The sequence below is a fragment of the Saccharothrix lopnurensis genome, from assembly GCF_042658445.1.
GTDB classification, from domain to species: domain Bacteria; phylum Actinomycetota; class Actinomycetes; order Mycobacteriales; family Pseudonocardiaceae; genus Actinosynnema; species Actinosynnema lopnurensis.
Genome location: NZ_JBHSQO010000034.1, coordinates 1 through 24953, shown reverse-complemented (window position 1 = coordinate 24953; position 24953 = coordinate 1). Strand labels below are relative to the sequence as shown.

Annotated in this window: 25 protein-coding genes, 2 tRNA genes and 1 pseudogene; 15 read left to right on the top strand and 13 right to left on the bottom strand. The window is 71.3% G+C overall.

Going from position 1 to position 24953, the window contains the following annotated elements:
• Positions 1-60: 60 nt before the first annotated feature.
• From ACFP3R_RS26490 to ACFP3R_RS26475, 4 genes are all read right to left on the bottom strand, one after another.
• Positions 61-1056, bottom strand: a complete 996-nt coding sequence (locus tag ACFP3R_RS26490) for a ParB/RepB/Spo0J family partition protein (RefSeq protein WP_380639444.1) — start codon at positions 1054-1056, stop codon at positions 61-63.
• On the bottom strand, positions 1053-1967 hold the full coding sequence (locus tag ACFP3R_RS26485) for a ParA family protein (RefSeq protein ID WP_380639442.1): 915 nt from the start codon (positions 1965-1967) through the stop codon (positions 1053-1055). The genes ACFP3R_RS26490 and ACFP3R_RS26485 overlap by 4 nt, the downstream gene beginning before the upstream one ends.
• Before the next feature lie 110 nt (positions 1968-2077).
• Complete coding sequence (rsmG, locus tag ACFP3R_RS26480; protein ID WP_380639440.1) at positions 2078-2755, bottom strand: 16S rRNA (guanine(527)-N(7))-methyltransferase RsmG; 678 nt, start codon at positions 2753-2755, stop codon at positions 2078-2080.
• A gap of 217 nt (positions 2756-2972) precedes the next feature.
• Positions 2973-3431 (bottom strand): NUDIX hydrolase, encoded by a 459-nt coding sequence (locus tag ACFP3R_RS26475; protein WP_380639438.1) that lies wholly within the window; start codon positions 3429-3431, stop codon positions 2973-2975.
• Positions 3432-3740: 309 nt separating this feature from the next.
• On the opposite strand from ACFP3R_RS26475, the gene ACFP3R_RS26470 reads away from it, so the two are divergent.
• On the top strand, positions 3741-3872 hold the full coding sequence (locus ACFP3R_RS26470) for a hypothetical protein (protein WP_380639437.1): 132 nt from the start codon (positions 3741-3743) through the stop codon (positions 3870-3872).
• A gap of 136 nt (positions 3873-4008) precedes the next feature.
• On the opposite strand, the gene ACFP3R_RS26465 is transcribed toward ACFP3R_RS26470, so the two are convergent.
• From ACFP3R_RS26465 to rpmH, 5 genes are read right to left on the bottom strand one after another with little or no spacing between them, the layout of a single operon-like run.
• On the bottom strand, positions 4009-4551 hold the full coding sequence (locus ACFP3R_RS26465; protein WP_380639436.1) for a Jag family protein: 543 nt from the start codon (positions 4549-4551) through the stop codon (positions 4009-4011).
• 18 nt (positions 4552-4569) lie between these two features.
• The gene (yidC, locus tag ACFP3R_RS26460) at positions 4570-5616 is read right to left on the bottom strand and encodes a membrane protein insertase YidC (RefSeq protein WP_380639434.1); all 1047 of its coding nucleotides are present in this window, start codon (positions 5614-5616) and stop codon (positions 4570-4572) included.
• Positions 5617-5619: 3 nt separating this feature from the next.
• Positions 5620-5892, bottom strand: a complete 273-nt coding sequence (gene yidD, locus ACFP3R_RS26455; protein WP_380639432.1) for a membrane protein insertion efficiency factor YidD — start codon at positions 5890-5892, stop codon at positions 5620-5622.
• Entirely contained in the window at positions 5889-6260 is a 372-nt protein-coding gene (gene rnpA, locus ACFP3R_RS26450) for a ribonuclease P protein component (RefSeq protein ID WP_380639430.1), read from the bottom strand. Before rnpA ends, yidD begins: the two co-directional genes overlap by 4 nt.
• A gap of 13 nt (positions 6261-6273) precedes the next feature.
• Positions 6274-6417 carry a 50S ribosomal protein L34 gene (gene rpmH, locus ACFP3R_RS26445; protein WP_033428178.1) on the bottom strand — a complete coding sequence of 48 codons (144 nt, stop codon included), beginning with the start codon at positions 6415-6417 and terminating at the stop codon, positions 6274-6276.
• A gap of 463 nt (positions 6418-6880) precedes the next feature.
• Here rpmH and dnaA point away from each other — a divergent pair, with 463 nt between their 5' ends.
• From dnaA to ACFP3R_RS26390, 11 genes and pseudogenes are all read left to right on the top strand, one after another.
• Positions 6881-8527, top strand: a complete 1647-nt coding sequence (dnaA, locus tag ACFP3R_RS26440) for a chromosomal replication initiator protein DnaA (RefSeq protein WP_380639428.1) — start codon at positions 6881-6883, stop codon at positions 8525-8527.
• A 1227-nt stretch (positions 8528-9754) separates the two neighbouring features.
• Positions 9755-10888: a DNA polymerase III subunit beta gene (gene dnaN / locus ACFP3R_RS26435; protein WP_380639426.1), complete on the top strand. Its 1134-nt coding sequence runs from the start codon at positions 9755-9757 to the stop codon at positions 10886-10888.
• A gap of 28 nt (positions 10889-10916) precedes the next feature.
• Positions 10917-11834 carry a phosphogluconate dehydrogenase (NAD(+)-dependent, decarboxylating) gene (gene gnd, locus ACFP3R_RS26430; protein ID WP_380639537.1) on the top strand — a complete coding sequence of 306 codons (918 nt, stop codon included), beginning with the start codon at positions 10917-10919 and terminating at the stop codon, positions 11832-11834.
• A 4-nt stretch (positions 11835-11838) separates the two neighbouring features.
• Positions 11839-12954: a DNA replication/repair protein RecF gene (recF, locus tag ACFP3R_RS26425; protein WP_380639424.1), complete on the top strand. Its 1116-nt coding sequence runs from the start codon at positions 11839-11841 to the stop codon at positions 12952-12954.
• A 118-nt stretch (positions 12955-13072) separates the two neighbouring features.
• Positions 13073-13570, top strand: a complete 498-nt coding sequence (locus ACFP3R_RS26420) for a DciA family protein (protein WP_380639422.1) — start codon at positions 13073-13075, stop codon at positions 13568-13570.
• Positions 13571-13812: 242 nt separating this feature from the next.
• Positions 13813-15780, top strand: coding sequence for a DNA topoisomerase (ATP-hydrolyzing) subunit B (gene gyrB / locus ACFP3R_RS26415; RefSeq protein ID WP_380639420.1), 1968 nt, complete (start codon positions 13813-13815; stop codon positions 15778-15780).
• Between the two features lie 34 nt (positions 15781-15814).
• A complete protein-coding gene (gyrA, locus tag ACFP3R_RS26410; RefSeq protein ID WP_380639418.1) occupies positions 15815-18352 on the top strand; it encodes a DNA gyrase subunit A in 2538 nt (845 codons plus the stop codon).
• A gap of 30 nt (positions 18353-18382) precedes the next feature.
• Entirely contained in the window at positions 18383-19210 is an 828-nt protein-coding gene (locus ACFP3R_RS26405; protein WP_380639416.1) for a DUF3566 domain-containing protein, read from the top strand.
• Between the two features lie 55 nt (positions 19211-19265).
• Positions 19266-19339, top strand: a tRNA-Ile gene (locus ACFP3R_RS26400).
• Positions 19340-19372: 33 nt separating this feature from the next.
• Positions 19373-19486 (top strand): annotated as a pseudogene (locus ACFP3R_RS26395) (DLW-39 family protein); the annotation flags it as partial.
• 41 nt (positions 19487-19527) lie between these two features.
• Positions 19528-19600 (top strand) — tRNA-Ala (locus ACFP3R_RS26390).
• A gap of 330 nt (positions 19601-19930) precedes the next feature.
• On the opposite strand, the gene ACFP3R_RS26385 is transcribed toward ACFP3R_RS26390, so the two are convergent.
• Positions 19931-20359: a DoxX family protein gene (locus tag ACFP3R_RS26385; protein ID WP_380639414.1), complete on the bottom strand. Its 429-nt coding sequence runs from the start codon at positions 20357-20359 to the stop codon at positions 19931-19933.
• A gap of 126 nt (positions 20360-20485) precedes the next feature.
• On the opposite strand from ACFP3R_RS26385, the gene ACFP3R_RS26380 reads away from it, so the two are divergent.
• Complete coding sequence (locus ACFP3R_RS26380; RefSeq protein WP_380639412.1) at positions 20486-21028, top strand: DUF2020 domain-containing protein; 543 nt, start codon at positions 20486-20488, stop codon at positions 21026-21028.
• Positions 21029-21093: 65 nt separating this feature from the next.
• Here the strand turns inward: ACFP3R_RS26380 and ACFP3R_RS26375 are convergent, their stop codons facing one another.
• Positions 21094-21690 (bottom strand): hypothetical protein, encoded by a 597-nt coding sequence (locus ACFP3R_RS26375; RefSeq protein ID WP_380639410.1) that lies wholly within the window; start codon positions 21688-21690, stop codon positions 21094-21096.
• Positions 21691-21804: 114 nt separating this feature from the next.
• On the opposite strand from ACFP3R_RS26375, the gene ACFP3R_RS26370 reads away from it, so the two are divergent.
• Positions 21805-22353, top strand: a complete 549-nt coding sequence (locus tag ACFP3R_RS26370) for a peptidylprolyl isomerase (protein WP_380639408.1) — start codon at positions 21805-21807, stop codon at positions 22351-22353.
• Positions 22354-23241: a rhomboid family intramembrane serine protease gene (locus ACFP3R_RS26365; protein WP_380639406.1), complete on the top strand. Its 888-nt coding sequence runs from the start codon at positions 22354-22356 to the stop codon at positions 23239-23241.
• Between the two features lie 61 nt (positions 23242-23302).
• Here the strand turns inward: ACFP3R_RS26365 and ACFP3R_RS26360 are convergent, their stop codons facing one another.
• Both ACFP3R_RS26360 and crgA read right to left on the bottom strand, forming a co-directional pair.
• Positions 23303-23716, bottom strand: coding sequence for a PH domain-containing protein (locus tag ACFP3R_RS26360; RefSeq protein ID WP_380639404.1), 414 nt, complete (start codon positions 23714-23716; stop codon positions 23303-23305).
• A 214-nt stretch (positions 23717-23930) separates the two neighbouring features.
• The gene (gene crgA, locus ACFP3R_RS26355) at positions 23931-24197 is read right to left on the bottom strand and encodes a cell division protein CrgA (RefSeq protein WP_380639402.1); all 267 of its coding nucleotides are present in this window, start codon (positions 24195-24197) and stop codon (positions 23931-23933) included.
• Positions 24198-24953: the final 756 nt, after the last annotated feature.

The window sequence follows — 24953 nt, the reverse complement described above, 5'->3', positions numbered from 1 at the left end:
CCGTGTCCACTCGGACACGGGCCGCAATCGTAACCGTGACATAAGTCCCCGGGGTGATCCCTAGTCGCCCGATCGTGTCCGATTTGTCGCTTCCGGTGACATGATCGAGATGATCCGCTCAAGATCGTCCACGGAGCCGAACTCGACCACGATCCGGCCCTTCCGCTGCCCGAGTTCGACCTTCACCCGCGTGTCGAAGTCGTCCGACAGCCGCTCGGCCAACTCCTGGAGACCCGGCGCCTGCATCGGCTTGCGCCGCGCCTGCTTCGCCTTGGCCGGCTCGACGCCCTTCGCGAGGGTCACCGCCTCCTCGGTCGCCCGGACCGACATGCCCTCCGCCACGATCCGGGTCGCCAGCTCCTCCTGCACGCCCGGGTCGTCCAGACCGAGCAGCGCGCGGGCGTGCCCGGCGGACAGCACACCGGCCGCCACCCGCCGCTGCACGGGGAGGGGGAGCTTCAGCAGCCGGATGGTGTTGGTGACCACCGGGCGGCTGCGGCCGATGCGGTCGGCCAGCTCCTCGTGCGTGACGCCGAACTCCTGCAACAGCTGCTGGTAGGCCGCCGCCTCTTCGAGCGGGTTCAGCTGGACGCGGTGGATGTTCTCCAGCAGCGCGTCGCGCAGCATCACGTCGTCGGCGGTCTGCCGGACGATCGCCGGGATCGTCTTCAGCCCCGCCAGCTGGGTCGCCCGCCACCGCCGCTCGCCCATGACGAGCTCGTAGGAGTCGGGCCCGGTGGAGCGCACCACGATCGGCTGCATGAGCCCGAACTCGCGGATCGAGTGCTCCAGCTCGCGCAGCGCCTCGTCGTCGAAGACCTGCCGCGGCTGCTTCGGGTTCGTGCGGATCGAGGTGACCGGCAGCTCCTGGTACACCGCACCGGCCACCTCCCCGGTGGGGGAGGAGGTCGTGGTGTGCCAGTTGGTGTCCAGCACGGGGGCGGACGACCCGCCGTTCGACGCCACCCTGACGGGCGCCGGCGCGCCCGGCGGGGGACCGCTCGGGATCAGGGCCGCGAGACCACGACCGAGGCCACCCCTGCGCTGTTCCGTCATGCCGACCCCATCCGCGCGCCGTACTCGGCGATCTCGCGTGCCGCGTCGAGGTAGCTCATCGCACCCCGTGAACCGGGATCGTAGGTGAGCACCGTCTGACCGAACCCCGGCGCCTCGGACACCTTCACGCTGCGCGGGATGACCGTCCTGAGGACCGTGTCGCCGAAGTGGCCGCGCACCTCGCTGGTCACCTGGTCGGCCAGCTTCGTGCGGCCGTCGTACATGGTGAGCAGGATGGTGGACACGTTCAGGGTCGGGTTCAGGTGCGCCTGCACCAGCTCGATGTTGCGCAGCAGCTGCCCGAGCCCCTCCAGCGCGTAGTACTCGCACTGGATCGGGATCAGCACCTCCTGCGCGGCCACCATCGCGTTGACGGTCAGCAGGCCGAGCGACGGCGGGCAGTCGATGAACACGTAGTCCGGTTGGATCGTGTCCAGCGCCTCGGGGCTCAGGGCCTCCTTCAGGCGGGACTCGCGGGCCACCATCGAGACCAGCTCGATCTCCGCGCCGGCGAGGTCGATCGTGGCGGGCACGCAGTAGAGGTTGGGGGACTGGTTGCTGACCTGCGCCGCCTCGGCGACGGAGATCTCACCGATCAGCACCTCGTACACCGACGGCGTGCCGGAGCGGTGCTCGATGGCCAGCGCGGTGCTCGCGTTGCCCTGCGGGTCGAGGTCGATGACGAGGACCTTGAGCCCGTGGATGGCGAGCGCCGCCGCCACGTTCACCGTGCTGGTGGTCTTGCCCACGCCGCCCTTCTGGTTGGCGACGGTGAAGACGCGACGACGCGCTGGGCGGGGGAGTTGGAGCGAGTCGGGGTGGAGGACGCGAGTCGCGCGTGCCGCTTCTTCCGCGATGGGAGTCCACACGGTGCTGTCTCCTGCCGGGTCCACGTTGTTTACCGGGTTCACGTTGCTCGCAGAGCGGAGCACTTCGCCTGCCCCCACCGTGTCGTGCGGCGTGGTTCCACGTGGAACACCGGCCGCTCGGAACACCGGTTGACGGGGGTCGGGGTACACGTTCACCGATCCTTCCTTCTGCGCCGCGCGCCGTCACGGCCGCTCGCCTGGTCTTCGCGCTCCACGAGTACCACTGTCGTCGGCGGTTCGAGCACCTCGCCACCACAGGTGGTGACGCGGGCCCGGACGCCGCCGGCCCTGCGCACCGCCTCGGCGTCGCGGGCCAGTTCCTCCTCGGCGCTCTCGCCCTTGAGGGCCACCAGGCGGCCACCGGGCCGCAGCAGCGGCAGGCACCACCGGGTGAGCCGGTCGAGCGGGGCCACCGCGCGGGCCGTCACGACGTCGCAGCCGGCCAGCCGGTCGAGCACCGGCCCCTCCTCCGCCCGCCCCCGGAGCACGGTGACGTCCAGACCGAGCACCCCGACGCACTCGGTCAGCCACGCCACCCGGCGGGCCATCGGTTCCAGGAGGGTGAGGTCGAGGTCCGGGCGCGCGATCGCCAGGGGAATCCCCGGCAGTCCCGCGCCCGAGCCCACGTCCACGACGCGACTGCCCTCGGGGAACAGCTCCGCGATGACGGCCGAGTTGAGCAGGTGGCGCTCCCAGAGGCGGTCGACCTCGCGGGGACCGATCAGGCCGCGTTCGACGCCGTGCTCGGTGAGCAGGTCCGCGAAGGCGACGGCCTTCTCGTAGCGGTCGCCGAACACCCGCTTCGCACGGTCTTCCACCTCTTCGGCCATGACTCCGTCCGGGACGTTCCACGTGAAACCGCACGCGTCGTCGGTGCGGTTGATGGGGGTCGACCTCTCGTCGGCGGGCTGTGCGCCCGGCGAGATGTGCCGGTGCCCACTATGACGGATCACCCCGCCGACACGCCAAACGCCACGGCGAGTCCGCCGCGTTTCACGTGGAACCCGCGAGCGGATCGCCGGTTCCACGTGAAACACCGCCCCGGTTTCACGTCGAACCGGCGATCCGGCCGTCGGCGGGGGAGGACCGCAGCAGGGCGAGGGCGTAGTGGACCGACTCGACCGGGTCGAGTTCCGGCACCTCGTCGAGCGGGAACCACGCGGCCTGGTCGGTCGAGCCGCCCACCTCGAAGGTGAGCTCGCCGCCGACCACGTGCGCCTCGTACATGATCCGGATGCGGTGGTAGTCGTACTCGACCTCGTTGTGCCGCAGCGGGCCGTGGACGTTCTGGATGCCGAGCAGCCGGTCCACCGCCGCGTGGTAGCCGGTCTCCTCGAACACCTCCCGGATCACCGCGTCGTACGGGTCCTCGCCGTGGTCGAGCCCGCCGCCGGGCAGGATCCACCGGGGTCCGGTCGGGCTGAGCCAGCGCGACAGCAGGATGCGGTCGTCGTCGATGATCACGGCGTAGGCGGCGACGCGGAGGCGGCTGATGATCTCGCTCATGTCGCGACCGTTTCACGTGAAACGCGAGGAGGGGAAGGGGCTGCGGTGTACGCGAGCCGGTCGGGGGTGCTGAGCGCGATGGGGCACCCGCGCGATCTCCGGCGGCTCGGTGGGCCGGTCGACTTCGAGGTGACCGGCTCCGGGCCGGTCGACTCCGGGCCAGTCGACTCCGGGCCTGGCAGCTCCGGGCCAGTCGACTGCGGGCCTGGCAGCTGCGGGCCGGTCGGCTGCGGGCCTGGCAGCTGCGGGCCAGTCGGCTGCGGGCCTGGCAGCTGCGGGCCGGTCGACTCCGGGCCTGGCGGCCCCGGGGTGGACGCGGTCGTGTGCGCGCTGACGCCGGACGAGCCGGCGCGGCTGGACCTTGAGGTGCGGCGGTTGACCGACCCCGCGCTGCGGGGCGGGGAGGCGGCGGACGAGCGGTGCCCGGTGATCGCGCGTTGACCCGTCGGCCCCGGGAGCACCACCGACCGGGGACCCGAAACCCCACCGGCAGGTGAAGCGCCGCTCGCGCCCCCCAACGCAAAAGGCCCCGGTTCCCGACCGGGAACCAGGGCCTTCCGCACGCGCGTCCGCCCGCTCAGGACTTCAGCAGCACCACCACGCGGCGCTGCGGCTCCTCGCCCTCGCTCTCGCTGTGCACGCCCGCCACCGCGGCGACGGCGTCGTGCACCACCTTGCGCTCGAACGGCGTCATCGGCTGCAACCGCACCTTCTCGCCGGTCGCCACCACCTTCTCGGCCGTGGTGCGCCCCAGCTCGGCCAGCTCGGCCCGGCGACCCGCGCGCCACCCGGCGATGTCCAGCATGAGCCGGCTGCGCACACCGGTCTCCTGCTGCACGGCCAGCCGGGTCAGCTCCTGCAACGACTCCAGCACGGTGCCGCGGGGACCGACCAGCTTCTCCAGGTCCTCACCGCCGTCGATGCTGACGACCGCCCGACCGGCCTCGACGTCGAGGTCGATGTCACCGTCGTAGTCGAGCAGGTCGAGCAGCCGCTCCAGGTAGTCCCCGGCGATGTCGCCCTCCTGGACGAGCAGGTCCTCCGAGTTCCCCGACCGCGCCGCCGGTGCTTGCCCGGCCTCCGGCGCGTCCACGTCGGCCGCCTGCAACGTCTCCGACACGATGTCTCCTCTCCAGGGTCAACGACGCTTCTTGTTGCCCTGCTTCTTGCCCGCGGATCGGCCTGGGCTCAGACCGGGAACTTCGGTGGACGGCTTGGCCGTCCCGGTGGACCCGCCCGGCGCGTCCGGCTCGGCCGGCGGCTCGGTGTCGGCCTGCTCGCCCGGCGGCTGCGGCTTGGCGCCGGTCACCGGCTTGGCGCCCGGCTGCGGCTTGGCGCCGGGCTTCGGCTTCTGCCCCGGCTTGGGGGCGAGCGCCTGGCGCTGCGCGGTCGCCTCGACCTTCTTGGCCTCTTCCTCGCGGTCGATGCTGTGGTAGACCACGTACTGCTGGCCCAGCGTCCACGCGTTGTTGCTCAGCCAGTACAGCAGGATCGCGACGGGGAAGAACAGGCCGCCGACCAGCACGCCCAGCGGGAAGATGTAGAGCGTCAGCTTGTTCATGATGGCGGTCTGCGGGTTGTCCGCCGCCGCCTGCGTCTGCCGCGCCACCGAGTGCCGCGCGGTGAAGTGCGTGGCGATCGACGCGATGATCATCAGCGGGATCGAGACCAGCATGACCGCGTTGCGCTCGGTCGCGAACTTCGCCAGCTCGTCGGCCGGCATCGTGATGAAGGTCGACAGGTTCGCGCCGAACAGCTTGGCCTCGACGAAGGACTTCACGCCGTCCGCGTCGAAGAAGTAGACCTCGCCCCAGCCGGGCCGGAACGAGCGCAGCACGTGGAACAGACCGATGAACACCGGGATCTGCACCAGCATCGGCAGGCAGCCGCCCAGCGGGTTCACGCCGTGCTCGGCCTGGAGCTTCTGCATCTCCTGGGCCTGGCGCTGCCGGTCGTTGCCGTACTTCTTCTTGATCTTCTGGAGCTCGGGCGCGAACTCCTGCATCTTCCGCATCGACCGCACCTGGCCGACGAACGGCTTGAACAGCAGGGCGCGCAGCGTGAAGACGAGGAACACCACGGCCAGCGCCCACGCGAACCCGCTCGACTCGCCGAAGACGTGGCCGAACACCCAGTGCCAACACCACAGGATGAAGGACACCGGGTAGTAGATGAAGTTGAGCACTAGCTACTCCTCGGCAGGAAGGTCGGGGACCGCGTCCCGCTTGGGCGGAACCGGGTCCAGGCCACCAGGGTGCCAGGGGCCGCAGCGGCCCAGCCGGCGCAGGGTCAGCCAGGAACCGCGCAGCGCACCGTGGACGGTCAACGCCTCCACCGCGTACGTGCTGCAACTGGGGTGGAAACGGCAGGTCGGAGGCAGCGCGGGCGAGATGAACTTCCGGTAGAAGCGCACCGGGAGCAGCAGGGCCCGCGCCGCGGGGCCCGCCTGGGAGGTCGTCATCGCAGCACCTTGCGCAGCGCCGCGTCGAGGTCGCGGCCGAGCTCGGCGCTGTCCGCGTCGGCCGACGGTGCCAACGCGCGGACGACCAGCGAAGTTCCGGGCGGCAGGGAGTTCAGCCGATCGCGCACCACGTGGCGCAGCCGGCGGCTGACCCGGTGCCGCACCACGGAGTTGCCCACGGCCTTGCTCACGACGAAGCCCACCTTGGAGGCTTCCAAGGTGGGCTGCGCCGACGTGGCCGTGCTCGCCGTGGCCTCGGCCGGTGTCAGGACGTGCACCACCAGCCGGGACCTGCCGGCCCGGCGGCCCCGGCGGACCACCAGGCCGAAGTCCTGGCTGCGGGTCAGCCGGTTGGCCGCGGGAAGCACGGCGCTGCGGCGATCAGGCGGACAGCTGCTTGCGGCCCTTGCTGCGGCGCGCGGCCAGGATGGCGCGACCGGCACGGGTGCGCATGCGCAGCCGGAAGCCGTGGGTCTTGGCACGGCGGCGGTTGTTGGGCTGGAAGGTGCGCTTACCCTTGCTCACGGTCGGACTCCCGGTGCTTAACTGCCAAGCAGGTCTGTGGTCGTCCCCTACCTGATCTTCGAGGCGCGCGAAGCAGCGCTCCGCGCGAGAGGGAGACGTTACGAGGGTACGCAGGCCACCGGGCCCGGTCCAAATCGGGGTCGTCCCCGGGGACGCGGCGCCGCCGGGGCGGAGGGCGGCCGGGACCCGAACCGGCACGTAAAACGCTTGCGCCGCAGTGCGTCTTGTGGCAGGGGCGGCACCCTTGTTAGCGTGCTGCCCTCGCTGGGAGGTGCGGGCCGGCGCGAAGGCCACCGCACACCACCAAGGTGCTCGGGAAGCAACGGGGGGAGCCGCTGCGCTCCGACGCGCGTTCGTGCACAGTTGTGGATAACTCTGTGGATGCCTCTATTCTCCGTGTCCACGTCGTGGAAGTCCCGGGGACTGACCGCGGAGCAGTCATCGAGGGGAGGGGAGCGCGGAGGTGTCCGACCACCAGACCGACCTGGGTCTCGTGTGGGAACAGGTCGTGCAGGAGTTGGCCGCCAGCACGCTGTCCCCCCAGCAACGCGCCTGGATGCGCGTGACCAGACCGATCGGGCTGCTCGACGGCACCGCGCTGCTGGCCGCGCCGAGCGACTTCGCCAAGGAGGCGATCGAGCGCGCGCTGCGCGAGCCCATCACCGCCGCCCTGTCCCGCCGCCTCGGGCGGGCCGTGTCGCTGGCGGTGAAGGTCGACTCGCCGGAGCCGCTGACCGCGCCGATCCCCGTGCACACCCCGCCCTCCCGCCTGTCCGGCGTGGTGCCGGGGATCAGGCCCGGCCTGAGCGCGGTGCCGGGCCTGGGCGCGGTGCCCGGTCCGCCCGTGAAGCCCGGACCGGCGCCCCTCGCGGTCGGCGCCCCGCTGGTCGGCGTGCCGTCGACCGCCGAGGGCGAGGCCGACGGCGAGCAGGAGGGCGAGGGCGAGGAGGTCGACGAGCAGGCCGAGGCGTTGGCCGCGGCCAACGAGATCTGGCCCACGTTCGGCGGCGGCCACCCGGCGGCGCCGAGCGGCACCCCCTACACCCGGCCCGCCAACCCGGTGGCCTCGCAGACCCGGCTGAACGAGAAGTACAACTTCGACACCTTCGTCATCGGCGCGTCCAACCGCTTCGCCCACGCGGCGGCGGTGGCCGTGGCCGAGGCGCCCGCCCGCGCGTACAACCCGCTGTTCATCTGGGGCGAGTCCGGGCTGGGCAAGACGCACCTGCTGCACGCCGTCGGGCACTACGCGCAGCGGCTGTTCCCCGGCATGCGCGTGCGGTACGTGTCGACGGAGGAGTTCACCAACGACTTCATCAACTCCCTGCGCGACGACCGCAAGGTCGCCTTCCAGCGCCGCTACCGGGACATCGACGTGCTCCTGGTCGACGACATCCAGTTCCTGGAGGGCAAGGAAGGCACGCAGGAGGAGTTCTTCCACACGTTCAACACGCTGCACAACTCCAACAAGCAGATCGTGGTGTCCTCCGACCGGCCGCCGAAGCGGCTGGAGACCCTGGAGGACCGGCTGCGCACCCGGTTCGAGTGGGGCCTGATCACCGACATCCAGCCGCCCGAGCTGGAGACCCGGATCGCGATCCTGCGCAAGAAGGCCGCCCAGGACCGGCTCGCCGCGCCCGCCGAGGTGCTGGAGTTCATCGCCGCGCGCATAGAGCGCAACATCCGGGAGCTGGAGGGCGCGCTGATCCGGGTGACGGCGTTCGCCTCCCTCAACCGGCAGCCGGTGGACGTGCAGCTGGCCGAGATAGTGCTCCGCGACCTGATCCCGGACTCGCACGCGCCGGAGATCACCGCGCCGACGATCATGGCGGTCACCGCCGAGTTCTTCAGCGTGAGCATCGACGACCTGTGCGGGCCGGGCAAGACCAAGGTGCTGGCGCAGGCGCGGCAGATCTCCATGTACCTGTGCCGGGAGCTGACGGACCTGTCGCTGCCGAAGATCGGCCAGACGTTCGGCGGCCGCGACCACACGACGGTCATGCACGCGGACAAGAAGATCCGCAAGGAGATGGCCGAGCGGCGGCGCGTGTACGAGCAGGTGCAGGAGCTGACCTCGCGCATCAAGCAGCGGGCGCGCCACACCCCCTGACGCGGGTCCCCGCCCCCTGAGCCGACCGAGCCCGCCGGCGACGGCGGGCTCTTCGCTCGTGAGCGCTCCTCTTGTCGGGCACCTCCCGCACCGGCGCGGCCCCCACGCCCGCTGCTCAGGCCGAGTAGCCACCCGACCTGACGGCAAGCCACCCCGCCCGCGCCCGGCCCACGCCCACGCGCCCTCTGCCCACGCCGCCTATACCCACGCCTGTGGCCGCGCCCCTGGCTCGTACCCCGCGCCGTGCCTCTGCCGTGCCCGCGCCCGCGGCGCTGCCCCCGGCCCATGCCCGCGCCTGTGCCCGCGCCGCGTCGCCACCCCCGCCGTCCGCGTTCGCGCCGTCGCACCCGCCCGCGTCATCGCCCGCCCCCGAGCCCCGGGCACGCCGCCGCCTCCCACCCCGCCCCGCCCACCGCCGCGCGTCCCCGGCGAACCTCCCCGCACCCGGGCGCCGTCGCCCCCGGGTACCGCCCGCCGCACCCGGGGAACCGCCGGCCCGCACCCGGGGGCGCGCGGAACCGACCGCCGGCGCGCCGCCGCACCTGGGTGCGGGCGCCTGAACCCCCTCCCGACGCCCGCCGCACCCGGGTGATCCGGGCGTTCGCGGGCCGATCCGGCGAGACCACCCGATCGAGCCCGACCGGCCCACCGGGCAACTCCCTCGAGTCCGTCGCCCCAGGTCGGCACCCGGGGCCGGGGCCGCCACCAGCGCGGGAACCAGCGGGTTCGAGTTGTCCACAGGGCTGGTGGTGGGTACCGACGGGCGAGATCCGCGCCACGATCACCCTGTGCAGCACCCGGGGAGAACTCGGCCCACACCCGGGGATGAACCCGGGGACAACTCGGCCTTCCTGTGGACCGAACGGAGCACCTCCGTAGTTCTCCCCGGGGACAGCGACTTGTCCCCGGGTGACCACCCGTGTTCGTCCACACCTCCAAGTGGGCGACGAGCAGCCAGAACAGGGGTTGTCCACACAATCCACAGCCCCTACTGCTGTTGCTGTTGTCTTCCCTTGAAGGAGAGAGCAAAAGAAAAACAGGCCCTGGGGACACCGCCTCCGCCCCGGGGCGGACCCGAGATGACGAACGACGCCTCGACGCTCTACGGTGGGACCTCCGCACCGAGGGTCGGACCGGTTCGGCACCGACCCGAGAGGGACGCGGCTCCCCAACCCCCACCGCAACGCACTCTGTTGCCGCTCATGCCGACCTGAGGAAGGACGCCCCATGAAGATCCGCGTCGAGCGGGACGGGCTGGCCGACGCCGTCGCCTGGGTCGCCCGCAGCCTGCCGTCACGGCCGCCTGTGCCGGTGCTCGGTGGCGTGCTGCTCGACGCCGGCGCGGAGGACGGCTCGGGGGACGCGCTGACCGTCTCCGGGTTCGACTACGAGGTGTCCGCCCAGTGCGGTGTCCCGGCCACCATCGCCGACGGGGGCAGGGCGCTCGTGTCCGGTCGGCTCCTGGCCGACATCACCAAGGCGCTGCCGAACCACCCGGTGGAGATCGCGGTGGACGGCTCGCGGATGACGATCTCGTGCGGCAGCGCCCGCTTCTCCCTGCCGACCATGCCGGTCGAGGACTACCCCCAGCTGCCGACCATGCCCCAGCTCGCGGGCGAGCTGCCGGGCGAGGTGTTCGGCGAGGCGGTCACCCAGGTCGCGGTCGCGGCGGGCAAGGACGACACGCTGCCGATGCTCACCGGCGTCCGCCTGGAGATCGGCGAGGGCAAGCTGACCCTGGTCGCCACCGACCGCTTCCGGCTGGCCATGCGCGAGTTCCCCTGGGAGCCGAACGAGACGCTGGGCGAGGTCTCCGTCCTGGTCCCGGCCAAGACGCTCAACGACGCCGCGAAGACGCTGGGCGCGTCCGGCGCGAAGGTGGAGCTGTCGCTGGGCAACGACGGGCTGCTGGGCCTGTCCGGCGCGACCCGCCGCACCACCACCCGGCTGCTCGACGCCGACTTCCCCAAGTACCGCCAGCTGCTGCCCACCGAGCACTCGGCCGCCGCCGTGATCGGGGTCGACGCGCTGGTGCAGGCGATCAAGCGCGTGTCGCTGGTCGCCGAGCGCGGCACGCAGGTCCGGCTGGAGTTCGTGGACGCGGGCCTGCGCCTGTCCGCGGGCGGCGACGACGAGGGCAGCGCCGAGGAGGAACTGCCGGTCGAGTACACCGGCGACCCGGTGACCATCGCGTTCAACCCCTCCTACCTGCTGGAGGGCCTCCAGGCGGTGCGCACCCCGCGGGCGCACCTGTCCTTCACCACACCCAGTCGCCCCGCGCTCCTCAAGCCGGTGGACGAAGATGGGAACGTGGCGCCCGGCTACCTCTACCTGCTGATGCCCGTGCGCCTGCCCGGCTGACCACCACACAGACGTAGGGGAGACAACGATCGTGCAGCTCGGACTCGTGGGCCTCGGCAAGATGGGCTTCAACATGCGCGAGCGGATCCGCCGCGCCGGGCACGAGGTCGTCGGCTACGACCGCAACCCCGAAGTCACCGACGCCGACTCGCTCGCCGACATGGTCGGCAGGCTCAGCGCGCCGCGCGTGGTGTGGGTCATGGTGCCCTCCGGTGACATCACCCGGCAGACGATCGCCGACCTCGGCGACCTGCTGGAGGCGGGCGACCTGGTGATCGACGGCGGCAACTCGCGGTTCACCGACGACAAGATCAACGCCGAGGCGCTCGACGCCAAGGGCATCGGCTACCTGGACTGCGGCGTGTCCGGTGGCGTGTGGGGCCTGGAGAACGGCTACGGCCTGATGGTCGGCGGTGAGCCCGAGCACGTGGAGCGGGCCGTGCCGATCTTCGACGCGCTGCGCCCCGAGGGTCCCCGCGAGCAGGGCTTCGCGCACGCGGGCCCGGTCGGCGCGGGCCACTTCGCGAAGATGGTGCACAACGGCATCGAGTACGGCCTGATGCAGGCGTACGCGGAGGGCTTCGAGCTGCTGGAGGCGTCCGAGCTGGTGCAGGACGTGCCGGCCACGATCAAGGCGTGGCAGCGCGGCACGGTCGTGCGCTCCTGGCTGCTGGACCTGCTGGTCCGCGCGCTGGAGTCCGACCCGGAGCTGGACGACCTGCGCGGTCACGTCGAGGACTCCGGCGAGGGCCGGTGGACGGTGGAGGAGGCGATCAACCACGCGGTGCCCGCGCCGGTGATCTCGGCCGCCCTGTTCGCCCGGTTCGCGTCGCGCCAGGACGACTCGCCCGCGATGCGGGCCGTGGCGGCGCTGCGCAACCAGTTCGGCGGGCACTCCGTGCAGGTCGCCGGCCCCTCCTCGGGTTCCGGCTCCACCCAGGGCTGACCCGTTGTACGTCCGGCACCTCCAGGTCACCGACTTCAGGTCCTGGGAGCACGCGGACCTGGCGTTCGAGCCGGGCGTGAGCGTGCTGGTCGGGCGCAACGGCCAGGGCAAGACGAACCTGGTCGAGGCGTTGGGCTACGTGGCCACCCTGGGTTCGCACCGGGTGGCCACGGACGCGCCGCTGGTCCGGCACGGCGCGTCCCGCGCGGTGGTGCGGACGGCGGTGGTCAACGAGGGGCGCGAGCTGCTGGTCGAGCTGGAGGTCACGCCGGGGCGGGCGAACCGGGCGCGGATCAACCGCGGCCCGGTGCCGCGCCCGCGCGACGTGCTGGGGATCTTGCGCACGGTGCTGTTCGCGCCGGAGGACCTGGCGCTGGTGCGCGGCGACCCCGGTGAGCGGCGGCGGTTCCTGGACGAGCTGCTGACCAGCCGGGCGCCGCGCTACGCCGGGGTGCGCGGCGACTACGAGCGGGTGCTCAAGCAGCGGGGCGCGCTGCTCAAGAGCATGCGCGCGGCGCGCGGCGCGGACGGCAGCACGCTGGACGTGTGGGACGGGCACCTGGCCCGGCACGGCGCGGAGCTGTTGGCCGCGCGGCTGGCGCTGGTGGCGGACATCGGCCCGCACGTGGCCGCGGCCTACGCGGAGGTGGCGCCGGAGTCGCGGCCCGCGCTGATCACCTACCGGTCGAGCCTGGGGGAGGCGTTCCCCGGCACCCACGACCGGGACGTGCTGGAGGACGCGCTGCTGGCGGAGCTGCACCGGGTGCGGTCGCAGGAGGTGGAGCGGGGCGTCTGCCTGGTCGGGCCGCACCGCGACGACCTGGAGCTGGTGCTCGGCGACCTGCCCGCGAAGGGCTACGCGAGCCACGGCGAGTCGTGGTCGTTCGCGCTGGCGCTGCGGCTGGGCGGGTACGAGCTGCTGCGCGCCGAGGGCGCCGAGCCGGTGCTGGTGCTGGACGACGTGTTCGCCGAGCTGGACCGCGGCCGGCGGCGGCAGCTGGCGAAGGTGGCCGCCGCGGCGGAGCAGGTGTTCATCACCGCGGCGGTCGAGGAGGATGTGCCCGAGGAGCTGGAGGGCATCCGCTTCGTCGTCGGACACGGGGAGGTGCATCGTGCCTGACGATGTCACCCGAATGGATGTGAGTGGGTACACATCTGGGGACAAACCTGTGGATGGTGTGGATAACTCTGACGTGGAATCGGACATATCCACAGGCTCCGTCCCTCAAGAGGGTGGATTGACTGGGTCCGACCTGGCCCGCGCGGCCCTGGAGGCCGCCCGCGCCTCCGCCAAGGAGCGCGGCGTGCGCGGCGTCCGCAAGGGCACCCGGAACCCCGCCGCCCGGCGCCGGCGCCGCTGGTCGGGCGCCGGGCCGGACGACCGCGACCCCCAGCCGCTGGGCCGGCTGGCGTCCCGGCTCGCCTCCGACCGCGGCTGGGCCGAGCGGCTCGCCGCCGGCCAGGTGTTCGGCCGGTGGGCCAAGCTCGTCGGCGAGGACGTCGCCGAGCACGCTCGACCGGTGGCCTTCGAGGACGGCGAGCTGACCGTCCAGGCCGACTCCACCGCGTGGGCCACCCAGTTGCGGCTGCTCCAGCGCGAGCTGCTCAAGCGCATCGCCGCGGGTGTCGGCGACGGCGTGGTGAAGAAGCTGAAGGTGCAGGGCCCGGCGGCGCCCAACTGGCGCTTCGGCCCCAGGCACGTGCCCGGCCGCGGACCACGTGACACCTACGGGTGACCGCCGCCGGGGCCGCAGCGGCGATCCTGTGGCGCGGTGAGCGCTCACCAGCCGATTTTCACCCCGCCACCCGCCGGTCCGCCTCCCGGGCGTCCGGTTCGGGCCCTCTGTGAGGAAGCCAGGGGTGTCCTCGACGCGTTTTTGTCGGCCCTCCCCGGTAGAATCAAGGGGTAGCGCAAGCACTGCGTTCGCCCCGGCGACGGTCTTAAGTCGCTTTGAAGTCTTGAGGAGACACCAGGCCCGTGGCAGCCAAGAATGAGTACAGCGCGTCCTCGATCACCGTCCTTGAGGGCTTGGAAGCAGTCCGCAAGCGACCCGGCATGTACATCGGCTCGACCGGCGAGCGCGGTCTGCACCACCTGATCCAGGAGGTCGTGGACAACTCAGTCGACGAGGCGATGGCCGGCTACGCGAGCGTGGTCGACGTGACGCTGCTGGCCAACGGCGGCGTCCGGGTCATCGACGACGGTCGCGGCATCCCGATCGACATGCACCCCGTCGAGAAGCGGCCCACGCTGGAGGTCGTGCTCACCACGCTGCACGCCGGCGGCAAGTTCGACAGCGACTCCTACGCGGTGTCCGGCGGCCTGCACGGCGTCGGCATCTCGGTGGTGAACGCGCTCTCCACCGCCGTCGACGTCGAGGTCAAGCGCCAGGGTTTCACGTGGAACCAGCGCTTCGAGGGCACCAAGCCCGCGCACGAGCTGACCCGGGGCGAGCCGACCGACGAGACCGGCACCGCGATCACCTTCTGGGCGGACCCGGGGATCTTCGAGACCACCGAGTTCAACATCGAGACGATCTCCCGCCGCCTCCAGGAGATGGCCTTCCTCAACAAGGGCCTGACGATCATCCTGCGCGACGAGCGCGTGCAGGAGTCCGACGAGGAGGCCGACGCCGAGGGCCACGTGGTGGCCGTGCGCGAGCGCACCTTCCACTACCCGGGTGGCCTGGAGGACTTCGTCCGCCACATCAACCACACCCGCGAGCCCGTCCACCAGAAGGTGGTCGCGTTCGAGGCCAAGGGCGAGGACCTCGAGGTCGAGGTCGCGATGCAGTGGAACACCGGCTACACGCCGTCGGTCTACACCTTCGCCAACACCATCAACACCCACGAGGGCGGCACCCACGAGGAGGGCTTCCGCGCCGCGCTGACCCGCGTGGTCAACGAGTACGCGCGCGAGAAGAAGCTGCTCAAGGAGAAGGACTCCAACCTCACCGGCGACGACATCCGCGAGGGCCTGGCCGCGATCATCTCGGTCAAGCTCAAGGAGCCCCAGTTCGAGGGCCAGACCAAGACCAAGCTGGGCAACAGCGAGGCCAAGTCGTTCGTGCAGAAGTCGACCAACGAGCACCTGGCCGACTGGTTCGAGCGCCACCCGAACGAGGCCAGGACCATCGTCACCAAGGCGGTGTCCTCGGCGCAGGCCCGCATCGCCGCCCGCAAGGCCCGCGAGCTCGTCCGCCGCAAGGGCGCCCTCGACATCGGCGGCCTGCCCGGCAAGCTCAAGGACTGCCGCTCCACCGACCCGGAGAAGTGCGAGATCTACATCGTGGAGGGCGACTCCGCGGGCGGCTCGGCCAAGGAGGGGCGCGACTCGGAGTTCCAGGCGATCCTGCCCATCCGCGGCAAGATCATCAACGTGGAGAAGGCGCGCATCGACCGCGTCCTCAAGAACACCGAGGTCCAGTCGCTGATCACCGCGTTCGGCACCGGCATCCACGAGGACTTCGACGTCTCCAAGCTGCGCTACCACAAGATCGTGCTGATGGCCGACGCCGACGTCGACGGCCAGCACATCCGCACCCTGCTGCTCACCCTGCTGTTCCGCTTCATGCGCCCCCTCATCGAGCACGGCCACGTCTACCTCGCCTCGCCGCCGCTCTACAAGATCAAGTGGCAGCGGCAGGAGCCGGAGTACGCCTACTCCGACCGCGAGCGCGACGGCCTGATCCAGCAGGGCCTCGCCGCCGGCAAGCGGATCGGCAAGGACGACAACATCCAGCGCTACAAGGGCCTGGGCGAGATGAACGCCTCCGAGCTGTGGGAGACGACCATGGACCCGGCCAACCGGGTGCTGCGCCAGGTGACCATGGACGACGCGGCGACCGCCGACGAGCTGTTCAGCGTGCTCATGGGCGAGGACGTGGAGGCACGCCGCTCGTTCATCACCCGCAACGCCAAGGGCGTGCGGTTCCTCGACGTCTGACCACCTCCCCGGCCGCCCTGAAGGAAGAAGAACTGTGAGCGAGACGACGTTGCCCCCGGCCGGTGGAGACCGCACCGAGCCGGTCGACATCCAGCACGAGATGCAGAACTCGTACATCGACTACGCGATGAGCGTGATCGTCGGCCGGGCCCTGCCCGACGTGCGCGACGGCCTCAAGCCCGTGCACGTGCGCGTGCTGTACTCGATGTTCGACTCCGGCTTCCGCCCCGAGCGCTCGTACAACAAGTGCGCCCGCGTCGTCGGCGACGTGATGGGCAACTACCACCCGCACGGCGACTCCGCGATCTACGACGCGCTGGTCCGCCTCGCCCAGCCGTGGGCGCTGCGCTACCCGCTGATCGACGGCCAGGGCAACTTCGGCTCGCAGGGCAACGACCCGGCAGCCGCGATGCGATATACGGAATGCCGGCTCACGCCGCTGGCCATGCAGATGCTGGCCGACATCGAGGAAGACACCGTCGACTTCCGCGACAACTACGACGGTCGCATCCAGGAGCCGACGGTCCTGCCGTCGCGCATCCCGAACCTGCTGATCAACGGCAGTTCCGGCATCGCGGTCGGCATGGCGACCAACATCCCGCCGCACAACCTGCGCGAGGTCGCGGACGGCGTGGTGTGGGCGCTGGACAACCCCGAGGCGTCCGACGAGGAGACGCTGGAGGCGCTGATCGAGCGGATCAAGGGCCCCGACTTCCCGACCTACGGTCAGATCCTGGGCAACTCGGGCATCGACGACGCGTACCGCACGGGTCGCGGCTCGGTGAAGATGCGCGCGGTCGTGGACGTGGACGAGGACACCAAGGGGCGGACGATCCTGGTCGTCTCCGAGCTGCCCTACCAGGTGAACCCGGACAACCTGGTGGAGAACATCGCCACCCTGGTCCGGGACCAGAAGCTGACCGGCATCTCGAACATCGCGGACGAGTCGAACCGCCGCATCGGCATGCGCATCGTGATCACGCTCAAGCGCGACGCGGTGGCCAAGGTGGTGCTGAACAACCTCTACAAGCACACCCAGCTCCAGTACTCGTTCGGCGTGAACATGCTGTCCCTGGTCGACGGCGTGCCGCGCACGCTGCGGCTGGACCAGATGATCCGGCACTACGTGAAGCACCAGATCGAGGTCATCGTCCGGCGCACGCGGTTCCGGCTGCGCAAGGCCGAGGAGCGGGCCCACGTGCTGCGCGGCCTGGTCAAGGCGCTCGACCAGCTCGACGAGGTGATCGCGCTGATCCGCCGGTCGCCCACGCCGGAGGCGGCGCGCACCGGGCTGGTGGAGCTGCTGGACGTCGACGACATCCAGGCCAACGCGATCCTGGAGATGCAGCTGCGGCGCCTGGCCGCGATGGAGCGGCAGAAGATCGTCGACCAGCTGGTCGAGATCGAGGCCGAGATCGCGGACCTGAAGGACATCCTCGACAAGCCGGAGCGGCAGCGCTCGATCGTGCGCGCGGAGCTGCTGGCGATCGTGGAGAAGCACGGTGACGACCGGCGCACCAAGATCGTGCCGTTCGACGGCGACGTGTCGCTGGAGGACCTGATCGCGGTCGAGGACGTCGTCGTGACGATCACCCGCACGGGGTACGCGAAGCGGACGAAGACCGACCTGTACCGCTCGCAGAAGCGCGGTGGCAAGGGGGTGCAGGGCGCGCAGCTGAAGCAGGACGACATCGTGCAGCACTTCTTCGTGTGCTCGACGCACGACTGGATCCTGTTCTTCACGAACAAGGGGCGGGTGTACCGGGCCAAGGCGTACGAGCTGCCCGAGGCCAACCGCAACGCGCGCGGCCAGCACGTGGCCAACCTCCTGGCGTTCCAGCCGGAGGAGGAGATCGCCCAGGTCATCCAGATCAAGAACTACCAGGTGGCGCCCTACCTGGTGCTGGCGACGAAGAAGGGTCTGGTGAAGAAGTCGAAGCTGTCGGACTTCGACTCGAACCGGTCCGGTGGTCTGATCGGCATCAACCTGCGCGACGACGACGAGCTGGTGGGCGCGGTGATGTGCTCGGCCGACGACGACCTCCAGCTGATCTCGGCGGACGGCCAGTCGATCCGGTTCCACGCGAGCGACGAGGCGTTGCGGCCGATGGGGCGGGCGACCTCGGGTGTGCTGGGGATGCGCTTCAACAGCGGTGACGAGCTGCTGTCGATGGGTGTCGTCCAAGAGGGTCGGTTTGTTTTGGTGGCGACCGACGGCGGGTACGCCAAGCGCACGCCGATCGAGGACTACCCCGTTCAGGGTCGTGGTGGGAAGGGTGTGCTCACCATCCAGCACGACCGCAGGCGTGGGAGGCTTGTGGGCGCGCTCATCGTCGACGTCGACGACGAGCTGTATGCGATCACCTCTTCGGGCGGGGTCATCAGGACCAGCGCGAAGGAGGTGCGCAAGGCGGGCCGGCAGACGAAGGGCGTCCGGTTGATGAACCTGGGTGAGGGAACCACCCTGATCGCGGTGGCGCGCAACGCGGACGAGCCCACCGACGTCACCACTGGTGACGACGGCCCGGTGCTCGGTTCCACCGAGGGTGACCAGGCCGAACCCGCCAACTAGCGCGCGCGAACGAGAGGTTGAGGACTGCTCGTGACTCCACCCGAGAAGCAAGAGGACAAAACCGCGGTGATCACCCGTCCGGATGACGGGTCGACACCGGCGGACGGCGGCGAGAAGCCGGCGGCCGACGCCTCGGGGGCGTCCGAGCAGCCCGCCCCGGTGGGGGACGCCGGGGAGAAGGCCGGTGGGAAGGACGACCACCACACGGCCGCGCCGCCGCCGTGGCAGCGGGTGACGAGCGAGAACCAGTACGGCGAGGCGCAGCAGGTGGGGCCCGCGGACCTGGTGGCCGGTGCGGACGACCAGCCGACGGTGTCGGTGCGGTTGCCGGGGGGCGCGGGGTCGCAGCCCGCGTACCCGGCGACGGACCCGGACACGGTGTCCGTGGCGCGGCCGGTGGCGCCCGGTGCGTCGGCGCCGCGCACCCAGGTGAACCTGGGCGGGGCGAGTGGTCGGCCGCAGGCGCCGGCCTCGTCGGCGCGCCGGCCGGGTCGGGGGCCGCGGCGGGCGAGCCTCCAGGTGAAGCGGGTGGACCCGTGGTCGGTGCTGAAGTTGGCGCTGGTGCTGAGCGTGGCGCTGTTCTTCGTGTGGCTGGTGGCGGTCGGTGTGCTGTACGGCGTGCTGAACGGCATGGGCGTGTGGGACAAGATCAACAACACGGCGAACGACCTGCTCCAGGGCAACGAGCCCAGCGGTGACCCGTTGATCAGCGCCGGGCGCGTGTTCGGCGTGGCGGCGATCGTGGGCGCGGTGAACATCGTGCTGCTCACGGCCTTGGCGACGGTCGGTTCGTTCGTCTACAACGTGTCCGCCGACCTGGCCGGCGGACTGGAGGTCACCCTCTCCGAACGGGAGTGACCCCCGTTTTGGAGCCGCGACGGGAGGTGCGGTAAGGTTCTCGTCGTTGCTCCAAGGGCCTATAGCTCAGACGGTTAGAGCGCTTCGCTGATAACGAAGAGGTCGGAGGTTCGAGTCCTCCTAGGCCCACAGGAAGTGTCAGGCATGCAGAGGGGAATCGCCGTGAAGAAGATCATCGCGCTTGTTGCGGTTGCCGGTGCGGTCTTGTTCTTCGTCAAGCGGACCCGCTCGGCCAAGGCTGACGCGGACCTGTGGCGCGAGGCCACCGCTCCCACCAACTGACCCGCGAGGGCGGTCGATCTGCCGCCCCTCGTGAGGGGGACGTAGCTCAATTGGCAGAGCACCGCCTTTGCAAGGCGGGGGTTAGGGGTTCGATTCCCCTCGTCTCCACTCGCTCTGGGCGAGGTGTGTCCGCGGACTGCGCGGACCCGCCTCGCTCGTCGTGTTTTGCGGGGGTGCAAGCCCCGCACCCCGCCCGGGAGGGCTTCGCCCCCCGGCCCCCCCGACGTGGGTCGGCTTTCACGCCCTCGCTTCGCTTTGGGTGTACGTGTCTTGGTTCGTTTGGTGGGGTGATGGGGATCACGTGGGTTCGTCGTGTTTTACTGGAGGTGACCCCGGTTCTCCTCCCACTCCTTGGACGCTCGGGTGGTGGGGGCGGACGGGGTGAGGGCCCGCACCCAATGCCGCTGGGTGCGGGCCCTCGTCTTGTCGTGCCTCTGCTTATGCGTTCGCGCCCACGAGCGTTGCCTGTTCCTGCCTGCGCCCGGCGATCACGTTGTCGACGGCCCAGGAGCCGGGACCGGTGAACGCCAGCAGGAGGAACACCCACGAGTACACGGCGGCCAGCTCACCCTTGTTCTGGATGGGCAGGAGCCCGGCGGGCTGGTGCACCACGAAGTACGCGTAGGCCATGGCGCCCGAAGCGATCAGCGCGGCGACCCTGGTGCCGAGGCCGATGACGATCAGCGCGCCACCGACGAACTCGATCAACGCGGCCGGACCGGACGGCCAGTCGAGGATCGACACGGCACCCTTGGACCCCAGCACGCCGAACAACTTTTGGGCTCCGTGGCACATGAACAACACGCCGACGACGATCCGGAAGACGGCGATGGCGTGGTCGCGACCGCGGTCAAGAAGAACGTTCATGCGAACTCAGTCCTTCACAGCAGGGGCGGCCGGCAGGGTATTCACACGCTAACCAGGATAACGGTGCGTGCCTAGGTGGTCACCCTGTCGATTCCATTAGGGCCCATCTGGTTGACTTGCGGCCCTATGAACCGACTGCTGCTCACCATCCTGCCGTCCCTGCTGGTCCTCGGCGCGGTCGCCGCCTGCGGCACGGACGAGCCCGCGGCCGCGCCGACCACTCCGGGCACCGCGTCGACCAGCGCGAACGTGCCCGCGGGCCCGCCGCCCGCGCCGGAGCCGGCCGTCGACGGCCAGTGCCCCTACCTGGGGTCCTCCTTCGTGCAGGAGGCGAACGGGCAGCTCGTGCGGAAGGTGCGGTTGTCCGCCGACCAGCCCAACCCGGCGTGCTTCTTCTACGCGAACGCGACCGAGGTGCAGCTGTCGGTCTGGGTGTTCGAGGGCGAACCGGGGGCGGCGGAGGCCGTGGTGGACCGCGCCGCGCCGGTGTCGGACTCCAACCCCGCGACGGAACCCGCCGGCTGGGAGGGCGGGTCGCTCACGAACGACGGGGGAGCGGTCTACGCGGTGGCCAAGGGCGGCAGCGCGGTGGTCGTGACCAGCAACCAGAAGCAGACCATCAAGGCGCGCGAGGTCGTCAAGCAGGTCGTGGCGAACCTCGGCCTCTAGGCACGGCTCCCCTGGGCACGGCTCCGCGCCCGCCCGTGGTGGGCGGGCGCGAGGACCGCGGTCGGTCAGCTGCGGCTGTGGTCGGTGACCTGGCCGTTGCGGTTCGCGTGCGGCTGCACGGGCTCGGCGGGGGTGGCCTTGGTGGTGTCGGTCGTGGGCTCCACGACCTCCTCCTCCAGGTGCACCTCCTCCGGGCGCTTGGTCAGGGCGAGGTAGCCCGCCACCGCGGCGGCGGCCAGCACACCCAGCACCCACGGCCAGCGGCGCCGCTTGGGCGCGTTGGCCGCGGCCAGTTCCTTGCGCGCCTGCTCGGCGGCCTTGCGCACGTCCTTCGCGCGCACCTTGGCCTCCTTGCGGGCCCGCTCGGTCGCCTTGGCGAGGTCCTTGCGGACGACCTTGGCGCGCTTGGCGAGCTGCTTGCGGCTGCGGCGGGTCGACTTCTCGACCTCCTCCGCCTTCTCCACCAGCACACCGGCCCTGTCGACGACGACACCGCGGACGTAGTCCCGGGTCACCCCGTGCTCGGCCAGCTTGCCCTCGGCGCGCTCGGCGAGTTGGACGGCAGCGCCCGCGCCGGCATGACCCGCGCGGACGGCGTTGCGTCGCACCGCGCGCACCGCCTTGCCGACCGACTCCCCGGCTCGCTCCCCTGCCCGGGTCATGGCGTCCACCTCATCCATATCGCGCTCCAGAAGCTGTCGGTCAGTTCCCGCTTGAGGTAATACCCATCCTGCCCCTTCCCCAACCACCTCGCCCGGTGATGGCACGATGGGTGTGTGGCTGACAGCAACGAATCGTTCGTCGGGACCAAGGTGACGGCGACCCTGCACACGTCGCAGGGCGACATCCGCATCAACCTGTTCCCCGACCACGCCCCCAAGACGGTGGCCAACTTCGTCGGTCTGGCGGAGGGCACCAGGAACTACACCGAGCCGAACGCGAAGGGCGAGTCGTCCGGCCCGTTCTACGACGGGGCGATCTTCCACCGGGTGATCCCCGGCTTCATGCTCCAGGGCGGCGACCCGACCGGCACCGGCCGCGGCGGCCCCGGCTACAAGTTCGGCGACGAGTTCCACCCGGAGCTCCAGTTCAACAGGCCGTACCTGCTGGCCATGGCCAACTCCGGCCCCAACACCAACGGCTCGCAGTTCTTCGTCACGGTCGCCCCGACCACGTGGCTCAACTTCAAGCACACGATCTTCGGCGAGGTGGCCGACCAGGAGTCGCGCAACGTCGTGGACGCCATCGGCAGCGCCCCGACCGGCGCCGGCGACCGCCCGGTCACCGACGTGGTCGTCCAGAAGGTCTCGGTGGAGAGGGCCTGAGTGGCCGACTCCCCCCTCACCCCGCCGCCCGGTGACCCGATCGGGGCGCAGCCAGGACCTCGGACCTGCGCGCGCCACCCCGACCGGGTCACCGGCCTGCGGTGCACCCGCTGCGACCGGCCGGCGTGCCCGGAGTGCCTGCGCGAGGCGTCCGTCGGCTACCAGTGCGTCGACTGCGTGGACGAGGGCCGGCGCACCGTGCGCCCGCCCCGCACGTTCGCCGGCGCGGAGCTCGCCGCCCGCAGGCCGGTGGTCACCCCGGTCCTGATCGCGCTCAACGTGCTGATGTACCTGCTCACCGCGTGGCAGGCGGGCAGCCTGGCGGGCAACAGCGGCTCGCGGCTGTTCGGCGACCTGGTGATGTGGACGCCGGGCGTCGCCGCCTACGACGAGTGGTGGCGGCTGCTGACCTCCGGGTTCCTGCACTACGGACCCGCCCACCTCGGCCTGAACATGATCGCGCTGTACGTGCTGGGCCGTGACCTGGAACCGGCGTTCGGGCGGCTGCGCTACACCGCCGTGTACCTGATCTCCCTGCTCGGCGGCAGCGTCGCGGTGTACCTGTTCGGCTCGCTCAACACGCTGGTGGCGGGTGCGTCGGGCGCGGTGTACGGCCTGATGGGCGCGCTGCTCGTGGCCTACCTGCGGTTCCGGATCAACGCGGGACCGGCGCTGGGCGTGATCGTGCTGAACGTGGTGCTCAGCTTCACCCTGCCGGGCATCTCGCTGCTCGGGCACCTGGGCGGCCTGGCGGTGGGCGCCGCCGTGACCGCGGGCCTGGTCTACGCGCCCCGGGCGAAGCGGGACGCCTACCAGACCGCGACGGTGGTCACCGCGGTCCTGCTGCTGGTGGTGCTGACCGTGGTGCGCACCGCGCAGCTCCTGTGAGCCCGGTCGCGGGGTGACCCGGTCCTGTTCGTGACCCGGTCGGGTGGTGACCCCGGCCGGGCTAGGGCCGCAGGGCGTGCAGGACGTCGGCCACGTCGCGGGGGTCGGTGCCCAGGTCGAGCTGGGTCAGCACGAACAGCTCCTCGTCCTCGCCGCGCCGCCAGTCCAGCTCCAGCGCCACGCTCTCGCGCCCCAGCCGGCGGGTGTGGGCCAGGCGGACCTTCACCTCGTGCCACGGCAGCGACCGGGCGCCGCCCAGCGTGCGCACGGTCAGGCCCTCCTCGTCCACGACCAGCCTGGGCCGCACGAGCGCGCCGTAGGCGCCCAGGGCCGCCAGCAGCAGCGTGGCCAGGCCCAGCAGCAGCCGGCTGGTGGTTTCCGAGCTCAGGACCGTGACCAGCAGCGATGCCGCGGCCAGGCTCCAGGCGAGACCGACCATGCCGGGTTGCGGCGACCAGGAGCGGGGGTGGTTCACGCCGTCGAGCCTCCCGTGGTTGTGGACAACTGGAGCCCCGGACCGGCGCTTGTGCCTTTTGTCGCAAAGTTGTCCACAGGAGTTGTCCCCATTGGGGATGACTTACAACGCTGTGCTTCGGTGACGGGGAGGTGAACCCGGTGAACCACCGGGTAACGCGGAACGGCCCGGACGTGGTGCACGTCCGGGCCGTCGGCCACGTGGCGTAGCGCGGTCAGCGCCACTTCATGGTCATCAACAGGCCCACGATCATCAGGGCGAACCCGATGGCGAAGTTCCAGGGGCCGAGGTCCATCATGACGGGGACCTGCTCGCCCGCGATGTAGTTGACCACCAGCCACGCCAGCCCCAACAGCATCATGCCGAGCATCACGGCTACGTAGACGGGGTGCGACGGCCCCGCGGCCTTGACCTTCACCGGGGTGCGGCGATCGGCAGGCGCCGTGTAGACGGCCTTCTTGCGGACCTTGGACTTGGGCATGACGTCCTCGCCTGACGGGTGGGTAGGTCTTCAGCGACGTGAGTTCACGTCCACTGCTGGATGAACACGTTAACGTAACCAAGCAGGCCGCTAAAGCGCTGTGTAGTCCTGGAACGTTCGGCTTGGGAGGTCACCCGGTGAGCTACGACCCGCCTCCGCCGCAAGGCGGCCCGTCGGGCCGGCCGCCACGACCCGGACCGCAGCCGCCGCAGGCACCGGGGGAACAGGCCCCGCCGGACTCCCGGCAGGCCGCCGGTCCCGACCGCCCCGGACCCGGCCGGCGCCCCGCCGACCGACCGCCCACGCCACCGGCCGGCGTGCCCCGGATGGCCCCGCCACCAGGCACTTTTCTTCCCCCGACGTCCCCGCCGGGTGGCGTCGACCGCCCCGGCGGCTTCTTCCGGCCGCCCGGCGTCCCCGACCGCTCCGGCGAGGTCCCGGGCGGCGGTCCGCGCCCGGCCACCCCGCCCGGCGGCGTCGACCGGCCCGCCCCCGCGGGGGGCGGGCCCGAGCGTCCCGCGACCCCGCCGCCCGGATTCGGCCGACCGGGTGATCTTGCCCCGGGTGCGTCGGGAACCGGCGTCGGACGGCCGCCCCGCGGGGACCAGCCGTCCGGGCGGCGCGCGCTCCGGGAGGACGCCGAGCCCGCCGGCCGCCGGCCGTTCGAGGACCAGCCCGCCGGTCGACGCGCGCCGGAGGACGCCGAGCGCGGCGCGCGCCGCCGGGCTCCGGAGCACCCGGACCCCGGCGGGCGGC